An 18779-nucleotide genomic window follows, 5' to 3' on the forward strand; every position below is an offset into this window, starting at 1 on the left:
GATAAATTCGAGGAAACGACATGAGGACGAGGATTGCGACGGCCGCGGGCCTGGTGACGGCGGTGGCCGTGGTTGGGGCGGCTTTGAGTACGGCAGCATATACGGATGCCTGGGCGCACGGGCCGACCCGGCAGAAGGTGCGGGAATCCATCGAGATCAACGCGCCGCAGGCCAAAGTCTGGGCGGTGATCGGCAATTTCCAGGACATGAGCTGGCTCGCCGGCGTCAGCAAGACCGAGGGCGAGAAGGGCAATGAGATCGGGGCGACGCGGCGGCTGACACTGTCGAGCGGCGCCACCATCGACGAGGAGCTCTACAAATACGAGCCGGACATGATGAGCTATTCGTACCGGATCACGACCGTCGACGTGAAGGTGCTGCCGGTCACCAATTATTCCTCGACGCTGACCGTGTCGCCAGCGCCCGAGGGCAAGACGAAGCTGGAATGGGCCGGCGCGTTCTATCGCGGTTTTCCCAACAATGATCCGCCGCCGGAGCTGAGCGACGAGGCCGCCAAGAATGCGGTGAGCGGGCTCTACAAGGGTGGTCTCGAGGCGCTCAAGAAGAAGATCGAGAGCGGAAGCTGATCGTGCGCGTTCTGGTGTTGGCGGCGCTTGCCGCCAGCCTCGCTCTTGGCGTCGGTCGGGCTTCGGCCGATGAGGCCTTCGTCACCAACCAGCTCAGCGACGATCTGACGGTGGTGGATCTCGCGACCTCGCGCGCCGTCGCCACGGTCCCGATCAGCGGCAAGCCGGCGGGCGTCGCCGTCTCCGCCGACGGTCGTTTCGCCTATGTGACGAGCCCCGAGGGCAAGGCGTTGACTGTGGTCGACGCTGCGGCGCGCAGCGTGGTCGGCCGGGTCGACGTCGGCGGCGGGCCGCTCGGCATTGCGGTCGCGCCGGATGGCAAGGCCGTCTACGTCGCCGATTGGTACGCGGCGGCGGTGCGGGTGATCGATCCGCAGGCAAGAAACGTCGTGGCGAGCATTGCGGTCGGCGCCTCGCCGTCCGGTCTCGCGGTGACGCCGGACGGGAAATTGCTCTTGTCGGCGGATCGCGACGACGACAGCGTCTCCATCGTCGACACCGCGACGCGCGAACGGCGCGCGATCGTCAAGGTCGGCACACGACCGTTTGGCGTCACCATCGACGCCGAGGGCAAGCGCGCCTACACCGCCAATGTCGGCTCGAACGATGTCTCCGTGATCGATATCTCCGAGGCGCGCGAGACCGGCCGCGTGCCGGTGGGGATGCGGCCCTATGCCGTGGCGCTGGCGCAGGGCCGCGGTTTCGTGACGGACCAGTATGGCGGCACGGTCAGCGTGTTCGACCTTGCGACGCTCAAGCCGGCCAAGCGCATCAATGTCGGCGATTATCCGGAAGGCATCGCCGCGACTGCCGACGGCAAGCGCATCATCGTCGCGAACTGGGAGAGCAACACGCTCAGCATCATCGATGCCGTCGAGCTGAAGCTGATCGGCGAGGTCAAGGTCGGTGACGGCCCGCGTGCGTTCGGGGCGTTTCTCAGGCGGACGGAATAGGGGAAATGCGTAGGGTGAGTTAGCGAAGCGCAACCCACCTCTTGACTAACCGCGCGTCGAGAGAAGTGGTGGGTTACGCCTAGCGGACTGCGCTTCGCGAAGCCGCAGGGCTAACTCACCCTACGAAGTATTCGCCTCGGCGAACGCCTTCAGCTTCAAGAAGAAATCCCGCAAAATCGGATTGCGATCCACGTAGGTCACATACCGGATCGCATGTCGCCTGCGATCGATGCTCCATGTCATCTGCTCGGTCACGACAGGCGCTGGAATGATCACGCTCGGTGCCCAATCGGGATTGAGGAGCCAGCCGACCGGCGCCATGTCCCAGATTTCCTTCGACCAGCCGAGGTGATCGGACGAATACTCCTTGAAGCGCATCGCCAGGAACGCGCCGATGCTGCCGTGAGGTTCGACGTAGCGCTCGATCTCCGGCACGGTGCTGTGAAGGTGCGAGGTGACACCCTTGCACGGCACGAGCACCAGCGGCACGCCGCTGTCGAACAGGACCTGGGCGCCGCCGACATCCTGCTTGAGATTGAACTCGATCGTGTGCGGCCATTCCAGCGCATGGCCGCCGAGCCACACCGCGACGATGCGATCGATGATGTCGGGCGCTTTGAGGAGCACCGAGGCAACGTTGCTGATGGCGCCGATGGCAACGATGTAGAGCGGTTTGTCCGGCGATCCGGCCCGCGCTCGCGCGATCATGTCATCGACCGCCGGCGCCTCGCGGGCTTCTTTCCGCGGCCCGACATAGTCGGTGACGCCGCGATGAACCAGGCCATCAGGCGAGACGTTCAGACGCTCCAAGAGGCGCAGGATTTCCTGATAGCTCAGTTCCATGCCGTGGCCCGGGCTGTTCGCGCGCTTGTTGAAAAACGGAGCGGCGTAGATCGCCTCGACGTCGAAGCGCTCCTTCGAGAGCAGCATCTGGACGAGCGCGAACTGGTCGTCGATCTCGTTGTAGGTATCGGTATCGAGCACGACGCGCACCTTGCCGACAGGCGGCGACAGCAGCTTCAGGCGGGCGGTTTCCGTAATTACCATCACTGCCTCCTACGTTTCGATTGCAAGGTCAGGCGAAGGAGCCCGGCATAGTGCGTCCGCAATCTCGTCGATCCGTTCAAAAATGTGGTCGGGTGCAAGCGCCCGCAACGCCGCCGGCGCGGCATAGCCCCAACTCACGGCACCGCAAGCGATGCCCACCGCGCGCGCCGCCTCGATGTCGCGGACCTCGTCGCCGATCGCGATCACCTGTGTCGGCTGCATGCCGGCGCGGCGGATGACCCGGCGGAATTTGGCGGGCTTGCCGAACAGCGAGGCGGCGCAATCGAAATGCGCGAACAGGCTAGCTGCCGCACCTAACTTCTCGCGCGCATTGACTTCGCTGTCCGAGGTCACCAGCGCGAGCTGCACGCCGCTTGCGGCGAGAGTCTGCAGCATGGCCTCGACGCCGGCGAACAGGGAAATCTCCGCCGCAGCCTCGGCCTTCAGCCGCCGCGCATGCCGCGCGATCGCCGGGAGCTTCCACAACGGCACCTCGAGCCGCCTGAGAATCTCGCGCGTCGAAGCATGCCGCAAGCCCTCGACCTCCTCGTTGGCGACGCGGCGAAAGCCGAAGCGGTCGGCGACGCCGTTGATGGTGCGGAGGAACCAGGGAAAGCTGTCGACGAGCGTGCCGTCGAGATCGAAGATGGCGAGAGCGTAAGGCATCCGTGGATGAACATATGCGAAGGAGATGAATACAGCGAGTCACCGCGATTTGCGCACGTGAACGTTGATATCGAGATCGATATCGGTCACGCAGGTCTGCGTGCTGCGGTGGGAGCCGCCCGCGTACCAGCGGCCGTTGCGGGCGCGGGCGTCGCTGACGTTTGCCAGGCGCAGGCAGCGCCACTGCGGCAGTTTTCCGCTGCTTTAGCCGGCGAATTGCCAGGCCAGAACCGCCTCTTCGCAATGCTTGTTCGTGCCGATGATGTGCGGGCACAGCTCGCGATGGCGGCCTTCATAGACGCAGGTCACCTGCTGCTCGGCGAGGATGGCGTTGCGGAAGAGCGTGTAGTTGCGGCTCGTCATACTCCCTCCCGGCGACGCGGGCCGGATGTCGTCATCCGGCGTCATCGGGAGAATAGGGCATCGATGGCTTGCCGCCAGGTCTTGAAGGGAGGTCACGGGAAGAACGACCAGGTTGGAGCAGTGACAGGTCTTGCCGGGCCCTTCGATTTGCGCGCGAATGTGGCCAGAGGGCAACAACCAAAAACGGTTAGCTCGACTATAAGTGTTTCCATATTTTGATCTGCTCGTTCAATTAGTGGAATATCCGACCCATGATGAAGTCGCTTTGCGCCGCCGCCCTCGTCTCGATCATGTCCGTCAGCGCCGCTATGGCGGCCGACATGGCTCTCAAGGCTTCCCAAACTGCAGTTGCTGCCACCTATGATTGGACCGGCTTTTATGTTGGCGGCAACGTCGGCTATGGCTGGGGCGAGGGGACCAATCCCGCCATCTCCGCGGTCGATCCCGGCGGTGCGAGCGGCATAGGTAGGTTCTTGAGCCCGGCGGGATTTGGTGCCGGTTTCAGCACGGGCAACATCTACCCCGCCCTCGATCCCTCCGGCGTATTCGGGGGGCTCCAATTCGGCTACGACAAGCAGTTCGGAAGCTGGGTGCTCGGTGCGGTGACCGATATTCAGGCCGCAAATTTCAAGTCCAGCGCCGTCGCCTTCACGAACGCGGCCGCGACGTGCTGCAACGTCACCGAGAGTATTTCAGCCAAGATCGACTGGTTCGGTACTTTGCGTGGCAAGGCCGGCGTCGCAGCGAACGACTGGTTGTTCTACGGGACCGGCGGCCTTGCCTATGGCAACACGAGCAGCAGTCTTGGCTTTGCTTGTACCCCGGGAGGCGTGGGTTGTGCCGCCGCCGCTATCAATTACGTCGGCAACCGATCCGAGGTGAGGGTCGGCTGGGCGGCAGGCGCAGGTATCTCGAAGGCGTTCGGCAACTGGAACGTCGGCATTGAATACCTTCACATCGACCTCGGGCGCTCGTCCGTAACGGCAACTTCGACGACGGGGTTCTTCACGACCACGACGGTGACGGCCAGCCAGCGCTTCATCGAAGATACCGCCCGGCTGACGGTCAACTACAAATGGGGCGCCCCCATCGTCGCCAGGTATTGAGCGTGGCGAGGTGAGCGGGCTGCCGAGGCTCCCTTAGTCGGCGAGCGTCGGCCGCTCGTCGACGCGCCTAAGGTCTCCAAACGGAGTTCTCGCTCCAGCCCAGTTCGGCGAACTCGGCCGCCCGGAGCGGCGCTTCTCCTTCAGCGAAGAACTCGTCGAGTTGCGGCGGCGCGATGTTGGTTTCGGACAGCATGGCATGCGCCTGCCCCCGATGATGAATCTGGTGCTGAAACAGATGCATCAGCAGCCGGTCACGCCGCTCGGTCTGCACGTTCGTGTCGCGGTTGACGCGGACCGGAACGTTTAGAAGCTCGGGCGTGAGTGCATCGCAGACGGCGATCAGACGCTTGTCCATTGCGGCCTGTGCTGGCTTCAACTCGGAAAGGGACGGGAATGGCACCTCGTTCTCCCAGGCGCGCGGCCCGAGCCAACCACCCTCAAGCGCGTCGATGTAGAAGAGGTCGATGACGTAGATGTGGTTCAGTGTGCGCTGCACGCTCGGAAAGAAGCCGGCCCGTGCGGCTTCGAATTCGGACTGGCTCAGCTTTGCACAGGCGGCGAGCAGTCGATGGTTAGCCCAGGCATTGTTGTGAGCAAAAGCACGGTTGGTTTGCACGATGCCGGCTGGCATATCGGTTCTCCCTCCAGCCCGAGCGAAGGCCGATCCGGTCCGGCGATCGAGCAGCCGGGCTAAGCAATATGCGGTGGCGCAAATCGGATTCGATCGAAGGTCCCGGATTTGCTCTTTCCGTCCACCAACTCATGCGGTCCGGTGACCTATTCCGCCGCCTCGCTCGCGCTGCTCGCCTTCCTCGGCTTGCCTGCCTTCTTCAGCACCGGCGCCAAAAACTTGCCCGTGTAGCTCCGCGGCGCTTTCACGATATCTTCCGGCGGGCCCCAGGCGACGATTTCGCCGCCGCCGTCGCCGCCTTCGGGGCCGAGGTCGATGACCCAGTCTGCGGTCTTGATGACTTCGAGATTGTGCTCGATGACGACGACCGTGTTTCCTTGCGCGACCAGCTCGTGCAGCACCTCCAGCAGCTTCTTCACGTCGTGGAAGTGGAGGCCTGTTGTGGGCTCGTCCAGGATGTAGAGCGTGCGGCCGGTGGCGCGCTTTGACAGCTCCTTCGCCAGCTTGACGCGCTGGGCTTCGCCGCCGGACAGCGTAGTGGCCTGCTGGCCGACATGGATGTAGTCGAGTCCGACGCGGTGCAGCGTGTTGAAGGTCTCGCGAACGCGTGGCACGGCCTTGAAGAACTCGGCGGCTTCCTCGACCGTCATGTCGAGAACGTCGGCGATGCTCTTGCCCTTGAACAGGACCTCCAGCGTCTCGCGGTTGTAACGCTTGCCCTTGCAAACGTCGCAGGTGACGTAGACGTCGGGTAGGAAGTGCATCTCGATCTTGATGACGCCGTCGCCCTGGCAGGCCTCGCAGCGGCCGCCCTTGACGTTGAAGGAGAAGCGGCCGGGCTCGTAGCCCCGAGCTTTCGCCTCGGGTAGGCCGGCGAACCATTCGCGGATCGGCGTGAAGGCGCCGGTGTAGGTCGCAGGATTCGAGCGCGGGGTGCGGCCGATCGGCGACTGGTCGATGTCGATGATCTTGTCGATGTGCTCGAGGCCCTCGATGCGGTCGTGGGGGGCTGCGCCTTCGCTGGCGCCGTTCAGCTTGCGGGCGATGGCGCGGTAGAGCGTGTCGATCAGCAGCGTCGACTTGCCGCCACCGGAAACGCCGGTGACGCAGGTGAACAGGCCGAGCGGGATCTCCGCCGTGACGTTCTTCAGGTTATTGCCGCGCGCGTTCACCACCTTGATGGTGCGGCGATGGTTCGGCGGACGCCGGTCCGGCACCTCGACCTCGAGCTCGCCGGTGAGGTATTTGCCGGTCAGCGATTTCGGGTTGCGCATGATCTCGGCGGGCGTGCCTTCGGCGACGATGTGGCCGCCATGCATGCCGGCGCCAGGGCCGATGTCGAGGACGTAGTCGGCGAGGCGAATGGCGTCCTCGTCATGCTCGACAACGACCACGGTATTGCCGAGGTCACGCAGGCGCTTGAGCGTATCGAGCAGGCGCGCATTGTCGCGCTGGTGCAGGCCGATCGAGGGCTCGTCCAGCACGTAGAGCACGCCGGTCAGCCCCGAGCCGATCTGCGAGGCCAGGCGGATGCGCTGGCTCTCGCCGCCCGACAGCGTGCCGGAGGAGCGCGAAAGCGTCAGATAGTTGAGGCCGACGTCGAGCAGGAAGGTGAGGCGCTCGCGGATTTCCTTGAGGATGCGGCCCGCAATTTCGTTCTGCTGCTTGTTCAGCGCATCAGGGACTCCCTCGAACCATTCGCCGGCACGCTTCACCGAGAGCTCGGAGATCTCGCCGATATGCTTGCCGCCGACCTTGACGCAGAGCGCCTCCGGCTTGAGCCGAAAGCCCTTGCAGGCCTCGCAGGGGACGTCGTGGAAATACTTCGCCAGCTCCTCGCGCGCCCACTCGCTCTCGGTCTCGCGATAGCGGCGATTGATATTGGTGATGACGCCCTCGAACGGCTTCTTGGTGTCGTAGGAGCGTACGCCGTCTTCATAGGAGAACTTGATCTCGTCCTCGCCGGAGCCATGGAGGATCGCGTCTTTCGTCTTCTTGGGCAGATCCTTCCATTTGGTGGTCAGCGTGAACTTGTAGTGCTTGCCGAGCGCAGTCAGCGTCTGAATGTAATAGGGCGATGACGACTTGGCCCAGGGCGCGATCGCGCCCTTGCCAATCATCATCTCCTTGTCGGGGATGACGAGGTCCTCGTCGACATGTTGCTCGACGCCGAGGCCGCCGCAGGCAGGACAGGCGCCGTAGGGGTTGTTGAAGGAGAACAAGCGCGGCTCGATCTCGGGGATGGTGAAGCCGGAGACCGGACAGGCGAACTTTTCCGAGAACAGGATGCGCTCGGGCCCGCTCTTGTCGTGGATCTTGGCGGTCTTCTTTTTCTCTTTTTCTTCCGCGGGCGCAGCCGCCGGCGCGTCGGCGAACTCGACGACGGCGAGGCCCTCGGCCAGCTTCAGCGCGGTCTCGAAGCTTTCGGCGAGGCGCTGGCCGATATCGGCGCGCACCACGATGCGGTCGACCACAACGTCGATGTCGTGCGGGAATTTCTTGTCGAGCGTCGGCGCTTCAGCGAGTTCATAGAACGTGCCGTCGATCTTGACGCGCTGAAAGCCCTTCTTGAGCCATTCGGCGAGTTCCTTCCTGTACTCGCCCTTGCGGCCGCGCACGACCGGGGCGAGCAGATAAAGGCGGGTGCCCTCGGGGAGCGCCAGCACGCGGTCGACCATCTGCGAGACGGTCTGGCTTTCGATCGGCAGGCCGGTCGCGGGGGAATAGGGCACGCCGACGCGCGCCCAGAGCAGGCGCATGTAGTCGTAGATTTCGGTTACCGTGCCGACGGTCGAGCGCGGGTTCTTCGAGGTGGTCTTCTGCTCGATCGAGATCGCCGGCGACAAGCCGTCGATCTGGTCGACGTCCGGCTTCTGCATCATCTCCAGGAACTGGCGGGCGTAAGCCGACAGCGATTCGACATAGCGACGCTGGCCTTCGGCGTAGATGGTGTCGAAGGCGAGCGAGGATTTTCCAGAGCCGGACAACCCGGTGAAGACCACGAGCTTGTCGCGGGGAATCTCGACGTCGATGTTCTTGAGGTTGTGCTCGCGCGCGCCACGGATCGTAATTGCGCGCAGGTGTGATCCCGCGTTCTGTTGTTGGCGCTTCGCCTTGATCACTTCGTCCATCCCAGTGGTCCCCGAGGAGATTCCCACGCCGCACGGCTCGCGCCGGCGTTCAGGCGCGCCTCGCCCGGAACCGGGGATGGACGCCATGTGGGTAAGTCGCGAACGTAGGAAGAACGAGCGGAGATTTCCAGAGCGAGTTACGAATCGTCAACGATTTGTTGGCGCGCTGGCGGCACCTGGCAGCAGGTCTGCAGGCCGAATCGCCGGAACAAACAAAAGGCCGGCGCGAGGCCGGCCTTTCCGTCGAGATTTATCTGCGACGATCAGTACTTCGCGACGACCGGGCCGCCGAAGCGGTAGTTCAAGCGAACCGTGGCCAGGTCGACGTCCTGCTTGATGGTGTCGATACGGCTGGATGCGAGCGTGGTCGCCGGGAACGAGATGTCGCGGTGGCCCAGGAACAAGTGGTCGTATTCGACCGCAACCGACCAGTTCGGCGCAAAGCCGAATTCGATGCCGGTGCCCACAGCAGCGCCCCAGCGCGACTCGCTGGCGCTGTCGAATTCGGAGCCGTCGGCGACCAAGGTGCCGCGGTACTTGTCGTGGACGACGGCCGCGCCGCCCTTCACGTACCAGAGGACGTTGCTCCAGGCATAACCAACCTGGCCCGTGATCAAGCCGATCGCGTCGATCTTGGTGTTGTTGGCACCGAGGCCACCCAACACGAGGCTGACATTCGAGCCCTTCAGATCGGCCCAGTTGCCCTGGCCTTCGATACCGAACACCCAGTTCGAGGCCTGCCAGCGATAGCCGAGTTGGCCACCGACCACCGCGCCCGACGCATTGTGGCAGCCTTCGGCGACCGGACCGCCCGGCACGCCGGCAACGTTAATTAGATCCCAGCAAGTGTGGCTCCAGCCGCCGCCGGCGTTGAGGCCGAGGTAGAAGCCTGACCAGTCATAAACCGCCGCGACCACAGCCGGAGCCTTGGTGTAGGGGCGGGCCGCCAGATCGGCAGCCATGGCCGGGGCGAACGCGCTGAGTGCGAACAAACTGGCCGAAGCCAACAAAACCTTCTTCATCTTCTTAATCCCAGTCCCAGTTTTTTGCCTTCCGTGCGGGGAAGGACAGCGGACGCTGCGGTCCAACTGATGTCGTGCATACACCAGTGAAGCCGCAAGTTGTGTGCCCGAGATGCCACACCACCCGGAAAACGTGTGAGCACGGCTGACCTATACCCGCCGGCTGTACCCGGGCAGCAAAAAGGCCGGCGCGAGGCCGGCCTTTTCAACAGAAAGAGATTTGGCGAAGATCAGTACTTCGCGATCAGCGGGCCGCCCCAGCGGTAGTTCAGGCGGATGAGGCCCATATCGACGTCCTGGCCGATCCTGTCGCTTCCGGCCGGGAGGCCGGCGGTGTCCGTGAAGCCGAGGGTGCGATGGCCGAGGAAGATATGGTCGTATTCGACGCCCACCGACCAGTTCGGCGCGAAGCCGAATTCGAGCCCGGCGCCGACCGTTCCGCCCCAACGGGTTTCGCGGGCCGAAGCCAGCAGCGCGCCGCTCGGAATGTCGAAGATGTCATACTTGTCGCCGACAACCGCACCGCCGCCCTTCACGTAGAACAGCACGTTGTTCCAGGCGTAGCCGATCTGGCCGGTGATCAGACCGAAGGAGTCGATGCGCGAACGGTTGCGGTCCGTCGGGAAGACGGCGCTGGTGTTGTCGCCCCGGAAGTCGGCCCAGTTGCCCTGGCCTTCGAAGCCGAACACCCACTGGCCGGACTGCCAGCGATAGCCGAGTTGGCCGCCGATCGTGCCGCCGGTTGCGTTATGGCAGCCTTCACCCACGAGACTGCCGGGAACGCCGGTCACAATGCCCGTGCTGTCCACGAAGTCCCAGCACTTGTGGGCCGAGCCGCCGCCGCCGTTGATGCCGATGTAGAAGCCGCTCCAGTCGTACACCGCGGCGATCGCTGGGGGCGGAGCCTTGACGTATGGACGTGCAGCGAGATCCGCCGCGCTCGCCGGAGCCGACAGGCTCAGCGCAATTGCCCCAATGGCCCCCACCAAAATCTTCTTCATTTCTGTCCCTCCGGCTGTGCCGCTTCTTTGATCCCCGAAGCGGTCAATCAGGCGCGACGCCCAATGAATTGATGTCGCGCCAAACCTAGTCTGATTTGGAGGTAGAGTCCGTCTCCCAAAAGCAACAGTCGCGAGCGAACTAAGCGGTTCCTAAGTTAATGAATGTTAAGCGGTATTTCCGTCCGCGGGAACCCAAAAAAGTTCCATGCGGTTCCGTTTATTTGTGAGGTCTACAACCTGATGTTGCGGCCTCATCGTAATACCGCCTACGCAGGAACAAAGCTGGAACATTGTTCGCCCCGGTGCTATATATGGGGATAACCTGCGGGACCGCGGGCTAGGCCAGGCGTGCGAGCGTATAGGGTCGCATCCGGCAGGCGGCAGCGAGCGGTTTCGGCACGGCTCCGGCTTTTTTCGGACAATTTCGCAGTTTGGAGTGGAGAGCGGCGATGGCGGGAAGCATCAACAAGGTCATTCTGGTCGGCAACCTCGGCAAGGATCCGGAAATCCGCCGCACCCAGGACGGGCGAGCGATCGCCAATCTGAGCATCGCGACGTCGGAGACCTGGCGCGACAAGGCGACCGGCGAGCGCAAGGAAAAGACCGAGTGGCACCGCGTCGTGATCTTCAACGAGGGGCTCGCGAAGGTTGCCGAGCAGTACCTGAAGAAGGGCGCCAAGGTTTACGTCGAAGGTGCGCTCCAGACCCGCAAATGGACCGACCAGAGCGGCGCCGAGAAATACTCGACCGAGGTTGTGCTGCAGGGCTTCAACTCCAACCTCACGATGCTCGACGGCCGTGGCGGCGGGGGAGGCGGCAGCTTCGGCGAGGAGCCGGGTGGCGATTTCGGCTCCTCCGGCCCGGTGAGCAGCGCACCGCGCCGCGCAGTTGCCGCAGGCGGCGGCCGCAACAGCGATATGGACGACGACATTCCGTTCTGAGGCTTGCCTGCTTAAGGCTTGGGAACAGCCGCGGCGGGTCGGGACAGGAAACGGCCGGCTCGACTTTCGAGCATCCGGATCAAGACGGGATCCATGAATTCATAGTCGTCAGGAATGTCGAGGCAGATGACTCGCTTGCCATTCAGGCTGGATCGGAATTTCCGGTTCAGCTTGTTACGGTGGGTCTTCTCCATGACGAAGATGATGTCGGCCCATTCGACCTGTTCGGTCGACAACAGCACGCCCGCGTCGTTCGAGATGCCGGCCGAGTCGGTCTCGATGCCCGGCCAGGTCGAAAAGACTTGCTCGGCGGTAGGGCTGCGCAGACGATTTGCGCTGCAGACAAACAGGACATTGGTCACTTTACCGCTCCAAGGAAGTGCCGCGCTCGCGTGAAGTGGCAGGATTGCTTACCAATTCGCGGATCGCGCACGGTTTTTCGAGCTGATCTCATGTGTTGCCTCAAGCCTTTGACGGTGCGCGATGTGAATGGTATTAACTTTATGTTAAGCCTATTTACATCACAGATTCCCGGCCAGAGGGTACGCCACATTGAGCTTCGCGCCATTGCTTGAAGCGGCTCCAGCCATTCCGCTCCACGCCTTTGCGGCGATGGCGGCCTTCGTGCTTGGCGTCGTCCAGTTCGCGGCTCCCAAGGGCACGCTGCCGCACCGCACGGTCGGCTGGATCTGGGTGGCGCTGATGGCGGTCGTGGCTGCGTCGTCGTTCTGGATTCACCAGATCAGGCTGGTCGGGCCGTTCAGTCCGATCCATCTTTTATCGATCTTCACGCTTATAATGCTGCCGCTCGCGGTGTGGCGGGCGCATACCCATCGCGTCGCCGATCACCGGCGCATCATGATCTTCATGTTCGCCGGCGCGCTGGTGGTCGCAGGGGTGTTCACGCTGCTGCCGGGACGCATCATGCATCACGTGATATTCGGCTCGTAAGGCGGGGTTCCGCCGCTCCCGCTCCGGGCTCTCCCGACAAGGCTTCGCGGTAGCCGTAAGTCGTTGGAAGAATAGGCGGAAAAAGCGCTTCAGGCGGCCTCCGCGAGGGTGGTTATCAGGCCCTCGATGCGCTATATGATTCCCGGACAAAAACTCACCGGATTCCCCCTTGGCTGACGACGATAACGACACGCCCGGCGACCAGCCGGCGCACCCCTCGGACATTCGCCCCGTTTCCATCTATGAGGAGATGAAGAAGTCCTATCTCGATTACGCCATGAGCGTGATCGTGGCGCGTGCGCTGCCCGATGCGCGCGACGGCTTGAAGCCGGTGCATCGCCGCATCCTGTTCGCGATGAACAATCGCGGCGACACCCCGGACAAGAAGCACAAGAAGTCCGCCGGCGCCGTCGGCGAGGTCATGGGTAAATACCACCCGCATGGCGACCAGGCGATCTACGACGCCTTGGTGCGCATGGCGCAGGACTTCTCGATGCGAGCGCCGCTGATCGACGGTCAGGGCAATTTCGGCTCGGTCGACGGCGATCCGCCGGCAGCGATGCGCTACACCGAGTCCCGCCTGACCAAGATCGCGTTGAAGCTGCTTGAGGACATCGACGACGACACGGTTGATTTCCAGGACAACTACGACGGCTCCGAGAGGGAGCCCGTGGTCCTGCCGGCGCGATTCCCGAACCTGCTGGTCAACGGCGCCGGTGGCATCGCCGTCGGCATGGCCACCAACATCCCGCCGCATAACCTCGGCGAAGTGATCGATGCCTGCGTCGCGCTGATCGACAATCCGTCGCTCACCATCGACGAGCTCAACAACATCATCCCGGGCCCGGATTTCCCGACCGGCGGCATCATCCTCGGACGCCAGGGCATCCGCAGCGCCTATCATCTCGGTCGCGGCTCGATCGTGATGCGCGGCAAGGTCGAGTTCGAGACGGTCCGGAAAGAGCGCGAGGCGATCGTCATCACCGAGATCCCGTATCAGGTGAACAAGGCGACGATGGTCGAGCGCATCGCCGAGCTCTACAAGGAAAAGAAGATCGAGGGCATCTCGGATCTGCGCGACGAGTCCGACCGCGACGGCTACCGCGTCGTCGTCGAGCTCAAGCGCGACGCCGTGCCCGACGTGGTGCTGAACCAGCTTTACAAATTCACGCCGTTGCAGACGAGCTTCGGCGTCAACGCCGTCGCGCTCGATTCGGGCCGACCGCAGACGATGAACCTGAAGGACATGCTGACGATCTTCGTCGGCTTCCGCGAGCAGGTCGTCACGCGACGGACCAAATACAAGCTGCGCAAGGCGCGCGAGCGCGCCCATGAGCAGGTCGGCCTTGCGATCGCCGTCGCCAATATCGACGAGATCATTCGTGTGATCCGGACCTCGCCCACGCCGGCCGCCGCGCGCGAGACCCTGATGACGCGCGACTGGCCGGCGCGCGACGTCGAGGACATCATCACGCTGATCGACGATCCCCGCCACCGCATCAATGCGGACGGTACGATCCGCCTGTCGATGGAGCAGGCCAGGGCGATCCTGGAACTGCGCCTGGCGCGCCTTACCGCGCTCGGCCGCGACGAGATCGGCGAGGAGCTCTCAAAACTCGCCGGCGAGATCGGCGACTATCTCGACATCCTGCGTTCGCGCGCCCGTATCCTCGACATCATCAAGACCGAGCTGGCCGAGGTGAAGGCGGAGTTCGCCACGCCGCGCCGGACCGTGATCATGGAGCAGGAAGGCGAAGTCGAGGACGAAGACCTGATCCAGCGCGAGGACATGGTCGTCACGGTCTCCCACGCCGGCTACGTCAAGCGCGTGCCGCTGTCGGCCTATCGGGCGCAGCGCCGCGGCGGCAAGGGCCGCGCCGGCATGCAGACCCGCGACGAGGATTTTGTCTCGCGCCTGTTCGTGGCTTCCACGCACACGCCGGTGCTGTTCTTCTCGTCGCGCGGCCAGGTCTACAAGGAAAAGGTCTGGCGCCTGCCGATGGCCGCGCCGAATGCGCGCGGCAAGGCGCTGATCAACATCCTGCCGCTCGAGCAGGGCGAGCGCATCACCACCATCATGCCGCTGCCGGAGGATGAATCCACCTGGGGCCAGCTCGACGTGATGTTCGCCACCACCGGCGGCAACGTCCGCCGCAACAAGCTGTCCGACTTCGTCGATGTCCGTCGCTCCGGCATCATCGCGATGAAGCTCGATGACAATGAATCGATCGTCGACGTGCAGATCTGCACCGAGCGCGATGACGTGCTGCTGACCGCCGCCGGCGGCCAGTGCATTCGCTTCCCCGTCACCGACGTGCGCGTGTTCACCGGGCGCACCTCGATGGGCGTGCGCGGCATCGCGCTGCCGGAAGCCGACAAGGTGATCTCGCTGGCTATCCTGCGCCATGTCGAGACCACATCGGACGAGCGCTCGGCCTACTTGAAGATGCGCCGCGCGGTGGCCGGCGAAGTTGCGGCTGATGAGGCTTCAGCGGACGCCGAGACCGAAGAGACCTCGGGCAGCTTCCAGCTCCCGCAGGAGCGCTACGTCGAGATGTCGGCGGCCGAGCAGGTGGTGCTCACCGTCTCCGTCAACGGCTATGGCAAGCGGACCTCGTCCTACGAGTACCGCACCACGGGCCGCGGCGGCAAAGGCATCGTCGCGATGAGCGTCAACAACCGCAACGGCAACCTGGTGGCGTCCTTCCCGGTGGAAGAGGCCGACCAGATCATGCTGGTGACCGACAAGGGCCAGCTGATCCGCTGCCCGGTCGAAGGCATCCGCATCGCCGGCCGCTCGACGCAGGGCGTGATCGTGTTCGACACCGCCGAGGACGAGCACGTCGTCTCGGTCGAGCACATTACGGAAGAGGCGGAGAATGGGAACGGCGAGAACGAGAACGGCGGTTAGGTTGGACGCGTAGCCCGGGTTGAGCGCAAGCGAAAACCCGGGTCGTTCTGAAGCCATTCCGGCGTCACCGGTTTCGGGAAGAGTTGTCCGAAGCTGTAACTCGAAGTAGTGTTGGGGCTGCTGCTCGCCGCAAAGTACGGACCCGTAGTGAATCGCCCCCTGATTTTCCTCCTGCTGGTCGGATGGACATTATGCACGTGCGCCGGGCGCGCAGCAGGGCAGACCGCTTCCAACGTTCCCGCTGGCATCTGTAGTGCAGACGCGGAGGGTCAAAAGGCTGGGGATCGCCAAGCGGAGTGCTTACGCAAGCTTGGGACGCTGGCGAGCCGCAAGGGGGAGCGGCTGGCGCTCAAGATCGAAAACCGCACGTCCAAGGTGTATCAAGACAATCCAAAGGCCTGCGCGAGCGATGACGCGAACAATTGCGTCATGCATTGGCTGGTCGGCTATCATCCGGACGCGCGCGTCTATTCGATCTTGATTACGTACTATGAAGGAAGCTCAGTCGAGCTTGTGAGTGCTCGGACCGGAGTTACGTTGAAGGTCGGCGGAGAGCCGCATTTTTCAGCGGACGGATCGAGATTTCTCGTCATCGACAACGACCTGGCCTACGGCGGTCCCTACAATCTTGCTGTCGGCTCGACAACAAATGGTTCGCTCCAACTCGAGTGGCAGCGTGCGGATGAAGGTGAACCGTTGGAGTGGCACGTTCAACGCTGGATAGACGACGATCACATTGCCCTACGGGTGTTCCCCGCTGACACAGAGCAGAAGTGCCCGGATAATGACTGCGATGCGATTTTGACGCGTTTCGACAGCGGCTGGGCGGTTCGTCGATTGCCAGCCAAGCAACCATAGCCGCCCGACGCACTGCGCGGCTATCCCTCGCTAGATTTCCAGCTCAGTGCCGAAGTCCACCACCTGTCCGGTTGGGACGCCGAAGAACGTGGCCGAGCGCTCGGCATTCCGCTGGAAGAAGGCGAACACGCCTTCGCGCCAGGCCAGCAGGCCTCTGGCGCAGCATCACATGGATAACCCGATCGCACAGGATGACAGAAGCAACCATATCAGGACGCCGCTGAGAGCGAGTCTCAGCGCAACCCGCCAAGAGTTCGAAAGGCCCTCGAAAACTGCTCGCGGGAACATCAGGGCGCAGCCTTGAGCCAGAACCAGATAGCCAAAAAGCCAGATTTCGTTACAGCCCTCCAGGCATTGGTAGTCGCCTTGGTGCCAGTAGCTGAACCGATAGCCGCCGGTTGCCAGATTCAGGCCCGCGACAGCGCAAGAAGCGACTGAAAGGGCGAGATAGACGTTCAGCAACCAATTCGTCCTGCGCGCCAGGATGTAGAAGGCGGATTGTGCCACCGGTGCGCTGATCGTGATCAGAAGACCGAGACCTTCGTCATATGCTGAGAAGACGAATGGCGCTCCATCCAGCGTGGCATGGGTGAGGCCGACGTAGAATATCCCAGCGCAGAGCCATGTGAGACATATTCCAAGCGCCACCTTGAGGGCTGAGGAGTGGCGAACATTTGATTTCATGAATTGCCCTGGACCGTCGCAGCTAGATCTCCAGCTCCGTGCCGAACTCGATCACCTGTCCGGTCGGAACGCCGAAGAATGCGGCCGAGCGTTCGGCGTTGCGTTGCAGGAAGGCGAACAGCGACTCTCGCCAGACCCACATGCCCGGAATATCCTCGCTCGGGATGATCGTCTCGCGGCCGACGTAATAGGTGATGTCGGAGAGGTCGATGCCGGGCAGCTTGCCCTGCCGGCAGGCGAGCTTCAGCCCCTCATAGATGGTCGGGTTCTGCATGAAGCCGTAATGCAGGATCACGCGCGTGATCGCCGGGATGATCTCGACCACCTCGGCGCGCTCCTCATCGGGCACGTGGGGAATTTCCTCGATCAGGACGGTCACGAGCAGCACGCGTTCGTGCAGGACGCGGTTGTGCTTGACGAATTGCGTCAGCGCCAGCGGCACGCCTTTCGGCGCCGAGGCGAGATAGACGGCGGTACCTGGAAGCCTTGCGCGACACTTGTTGACGGCGGTCTCGATCAAATCTTCCTCGGGCTGGCGTAGCTTCGCGCGGGCGCGCTCGACGAGCTTTACGCCGCTACGCCAGGTCAACATCAGGAAGGCAACGAAGCCCGCGAGCAGCAGCGGAAACCAGCCGCCCTCGAACAGTTTGATCGAATTGGCCGCGAAGAAGATCACATCGATCGCAAAGAAGAAGCCGTTGACCGCGACCACGAGCCAGGGCGAATAGCCCCACTGGATCGCGACCAGCGCGGCGAGCAGCGTTGTGATCGCCATCAATAGCGACACCGCGATGCCGTAGGCGCCGGCGAGCGCGTCCGACGTGCCGAAGGAGAGCACCGCGCCGAGCGTTGCGGCGGCGAGCAGCCAGTTCACCAGCGGCACATAGATCTGGCCGATCGCATCGCTCTGGGTGTGACGTATCTGCATTCGCGGCAGGAAGCCGAGCTGGATCGACTGCTGGGTCAGCGAGAACACGCCCGAGATGATCGCCTGCGAGGCGATCACGGTCGCGACCGCCGAGAACGCGACCAGCGGATAGTGCAGGGCGTCCGGACAGAGCTGGAAGAACGGATTCTCGATCAGGCTGGGATCGGTGATCAGGAGCGCGGCCTGGCCGAAATAGTTGAGCACCAGGGCCGGCAGGCAGATGGCGAACCAGGCCAGCCGGATCGGCAAGCGCCCGAAATGCCCCATGTCGGCATACATCGCCTCGCCGCCGGTCACCGCCAGGAAGGCCGCGCCGAGGATCGCGAAGGAGATGTGGAAATCCTGGTGGATCAGGAATTCGAAGGCATAGAGCGGGCTCAGCGCGGCAAGCACTGCCGGTGCCTTGACGATGCCGTGGATGCCGAGCGCGGCGAGCACACCGAACCAGGCCAGCATGACGGGACCAAAGATCCGGCCAATGAAGCCGGTGCCTTGCTTCTGCATCATGAAGAGGCCGATCAGGATGGCGATCGTGATCGGTACCACGACCGGTGCGAGCGAGGGCGCATCAACCTTCAGGCCTTCGATGGCGCTCAGGACCGAGATCGCTGGTGTGATCGCGCCGTCGCCATAGAGCAGGGCGGCTCCGACGAGGCCGACCACCAGGAGATGCGCGCGCCAGGTGCCCGACTGGGCGTGACGAGCGTGCAGCAGTGCCAGCAGCGCCACGATGCCGCCTTCGCCGCGGTTATCTGCGCGCAGGATCAGCAGCGCGTATTTCAGCGAAATGATGAGGAGCAGCGCCCACAGGATGAGGGACGCAACGCCGAGCACGGCATCCTGGGTCACCGCCCCGCCGTGGGCGGCCGCCTTGGCGGCTTCCTTCAAGGCATAAAGAGGGCTGGTCCCGATATCGCCATAGACGACCCCGAGGGCGCCCATGGTCATCGCAAGCGGCAGGGGATTGGGATCGTGACCGGTGGCGACAGCAGGCGTACT

General features: G+C 63.4%; 17 protein-coding genes and 1 pseudogene. 7 read left to right on the forward strand and 11 right to left on the reverse strand.

Going from position 1 to position 18779, the window contains the following annotated elements:
• Positions 1–20 precede the first annotated feature (20 nt).
• Complete coding sequence (locus tag ACV1FX_RS26300; protein WP_473120476.1) at positions 21–587, forward strand: SRPBCC family protein; 567 nt, start codon at positions 21–23, stop codon at positions 585–587.
• 2 nt (positions 588–589) lie between these two features.
• Positions 590–1540, forward strand: a complete 951-nt coding sequence (locus ACV1FX_RS26305; RefSeq protein ID WP_473120477.1) for a YVTN family beta-propeller repeat protein — start codon at positions 590–592, stop codon at positions 1538–1540.
• A 120-nt stretch (positions 1541–1660) separates the two neighbouring features.
• Here the strand turns inward: ACV1FX_RS26305 and ACV1FX_RS26310 are convergent, their stop codons facing one another.
• The 3 genes from ACV1FX_RS26310 to ACV1FX_RS26320 all read right to left on the reverse strand — a co-directional run bounded on the left by ACV1FX_RS26310 (position 1661) and on the right by ACV1FX_RS26320 (position 3616).
• Positions 1661–2587 carry a nucleoside hydrolase gene (locus tag ACV1FX_RS26310; RefSeq protein ID WP_473120478.1) on the reverse strand — a complete coding sequence of 309 codons (927 nt, stop codon included), beginning with the start codon at positions 2585–2587 and terminating at the stop codon, positions 1661–1663.
• 9 nt (positions 2588–2596) lie between these two features.
• Positions 2597–3253, reverse strand: a complete 657-nt coding sequence (locus ACV1FX_RS26315; protein ID WP_473120479.1) for an HAD-IA family hydrolase — start codon at positions 3251–3253, stop codon at positions 2597–2599.
• 204 nt (positions 3254–3457) lie between these two features.
• Positions 3458–3616 carry a hypothetical protein gene (locus tag ACV1FX_RS26320; protein WP_473120480.1) on the reverse strand — a complete coding sequence of 53 codons (159 nt, stop codon included), beginning with the start codon at positions 3614–3616 and terminating at the stop codon, positions 3458–3460.
• Between the two features lie 251 nt (positions 3617–3867).
• On the opposite strand from ACV1FX_RS26320, the gene ACV1FX_RS26325 reads away from it, so the two are divergent.
• A complete protein-coding gene (locus tag ACV1FX_RS26325) occupies positions 3868–4722 on the forward strand; it encodes an outer membrane protein (RefSeq protein ID WP_473120481.1) in 855 nt (284 codons plus the stop codon).
• A 67-nt stretch (positions 4723–4789) separates the two neighbouring features.
• Here the strand turns inward: ACV1FX_RS26325 and ACV1FX_RS26330 are convergent, their stop codons facing one another.
• The 4 genes from ACV1FX_RS26330 to ACV1FX_RS26345 form a co-directional block, all read right to left on the reverse strand.
• Complete coding sequence (locus ACV1FX_RS26330; RefSeq protein WP_473120482.1) at positions 4790–5353, reverse strand: DinB family protein; 564 nt, start codon at positions 5351–5353, stop codon at positions 4790–4792.
• Between the two features lie 146 nt (positions 5354–5499).
• Positions 5500–8484: an excinuclease ABC subunit UvrA gene (uvrA, locus tag ACV1FX_RS26335; protein ID WP_473120483.1), complete on the reverse strand. Its 2985-nt coding sequence runs from the start codon at positions 8482–8484 to the stop codon at positions 5500–5502.
• A 263-nt stretch (positions 8485–8747) separates the two neighbouring features.
• The gene (locus ACV1FX_RS26340; protein WP_473120484.1) at positions 8748–9506 is read right to left on the reverse strand and encodes an outer membrane protein; all 759 of its coding nucleotides are present in this window, start codon (positions 9504–9506) and stop codon (positions 8748–8750) included.
• Positions 9507–9736: 230 nt separating this feature from the next.
• Positions 9737–10507 carry an outer membrane protein gene (locus ACV1FX_RS26345; RefSeq protein WP_473120485.1) on the reverse strand — a complete coding sequence of 257 codons (771 nt, stop codon included), beginning with the start codon at positions 10505–10507 and terminating at the stop codon, positions 9737–9739.
• A 449-nt stretch (positions 10508–10956) separates the two neighbouring features.
• On the opposite strand from ACV1FX_RS26345, the gene ACV1FX_RS26350 reads away from it, so the two are divergent.
• On the forward strand, positions 10957–11448 hold the full coding sequence (locus ACV1FX_RS26350) for a single-stranded DNA-binding protein (protein ID WP_473120486.1): 492 nt from the start codon (positions 10957–10959) through the stop codon (positions 11446–11448).
• Between the two features lie 11 nt (positions 11449–11459).
• On the opposite strand, the gene ACV1FX_RS26355 is transcribed toward ACV1FX_RS26350, so the two are convergent.
• Complete coding sequence (locus ACV1FX_RS26355; RefSeq protein ID WP_473120487.1) at positions 11460–11810, reverse strand: low molecular weight protein tyrosine phosphatase family protein; 351 nt, start codon at positions 11808–11810, stop codon at positions 11460–11462.
• Between the two features lie 190 nt (positions 11811–12000).
• Here ACV1FX_RS26355 and ACV1FX_RS26360 point away from each other — a divergent pair, with 190 nt between their 5' ends.
• From ACV1FX_RS26360 to ACV1FX_RS26370, 3 genes are all read left to right on the forward strand, one after another.
• Positions 12001–12399, forward strand: coding sequence for a DUF2306 domain-containing protein (locus tag ACV1FX_RS26360; protein WP_473120488.1), 399 nt, complete (start codon positions 12001–12003; stop codon positions 12397–12399).
• A gap of 169 nt (positions 12400–12568) precedes the next feature.
• The gene (gene gyrA, locus ACV1FX_RS26365; protein WP_473120489.1) at positions 12569–15310 is read left to right on the forward strand and encodes a DNA gyrase subunit A; all 2742 of its coding nucleotides are present in this window, start codon (positions 12569–12571) and stop codon (positions 15308–15310) included.
• A gap of 111 nt (positions 15311–15421) precedes the next feature.
• Positions 15422–16168: a hypothetical protein gene (locus tag ACV1FX_RS26370; protein ID WP_473120490.1), complete on the forward strand. Its 747-nt coding sequence runs from the start codon at positions 15422–15424 to the stop codon at positions 16166–16168.
• Between the two features lie 30 nt (positions 16169–16198).
• Here the strand turns inward: ACV1FX_RS26370 and ACV1FX_RS26375 are convergent.
• The 3 genes and pseudogenes from ACV1FX_RS26375 to ACV1FX_RS26385 all read right to left on the reverse strand — a co-directional run.
• Positions 16199–16321, reverse strand: a pseudogene (locus ACV1FX_RS26375) (KUP/HAK/KT family potassium transporter); the annotation flags it as partial.
• 12 nt (positions 16322–16333) lie between these two features.
• Complete coding sequence (locus ACV1FX_RS26380; protein WP_473120491.1) at positions 16334–16852, reverse strand: hypothetical protein; 519 nt, start codon at positions 16850–16852, stop codon at positions 16334–16336.
• Positions 16853–16874: 22 nt separating this feature from the next.
• Positions 16875–18728 (reverse strand): potassium transporter Kup, encoded by a 1854-nt coding sequence (locus tag ACV1FX_RS26385; protein ID WP_473120547.1) that lies wholly within the window; start codon positions 18726–18728, stop codon positions 16875–16877.
• Positions 18729–18779: the final 51 nt, after the last annotated feature.

This window comes from Bradyrhizobium ingae (genome assembly GCF_055791185.1).

Coding starts and splice junctions, on each gene's coding strand:
- ACV1FX_RS26300 (WP_473120476.1), top strand. CDS start 21: ATGAGGACGAGGATTGCGACGGCCGCGGGCCTGGTGACGGCGGTGGCC.
- ACV1FX_RS26310 (WP_473120478.1), bottom strand. CDS start 2,587: ATGGTAATTACGGAAACCGCCCGCCTGAAGCTGCTGTCGCCGCCTGTC.
- ACV1FX_RS26315 (WP_473120479.1), bottom strand. CDS start 3,253: ATGCCTTACGCTCTCGCCATCTTCGATCTCGACGGCACGCTCGTCGAC.
- ACV1FX_RS26320 (WP_473120480.1), bottom strand. CDS start 3,616: ATGACGAGCCGCAACTACACGCTCTTCCGCAACGCCATCCTCGCCGAG.
- ACV1FX_RS26325 (WP_473120481.1), top strand. CDS start 3,868: ATGATGAAGTCGCTTTGCGCCGCCGCCCTCGTCTCGATCATGTCCGTC.
- ACV1FX_RS26330 (WP_473120482.1), bottom strand. CDS start 5,353: ATGCCAGCCGGCATCGTGCAAACCAACCGTGCTTTTGCTCACAACAAT.
- uvrA (WP_473120483.1), bottom strand. CDS start 8,484: ATGGACGAAGTGATCAAGGCGAAGCGCCAACAACAGAACGCGGGATCA.
- ACV1FX_RS26340 (WP_473120484.1), bottom strand. CDS start 9,506: ATGAAGAAGGTTTTGTTGGCTTCGGCCAGTTTGTTCGCACTCAGCGCG.
- ACV1FX_RS26345 (WP_473120485.1), bottom strand. CDS start 10,507: ATGAAGAAGATTTTGGTGGGGGCCATTGGGGCAATTGCGCTGAGCCTG.
- ACV1FX_RS26350 (WP_473120486.1), top strand. CDS start 10,957: ATGGCGGGAAGCATCAACAAGGTCATTCTGGTCGGCAACCTCGGCAAG.
- ACV1FX_RS26380 (WP_473120491.1), bottom strand. CDS start 16,852: ATGAAATCAAATGTTCGCCACTCCTCAGCCCTCAAGGTGGCGCTTGGA.
- ACV1FX_RS26385 (WP_473120547.1), bottom strand. CDS start 18,728: ATGACCATGGGCGCCCTCGGGGTCGTCTATGGCGATATCGGGACCAGC.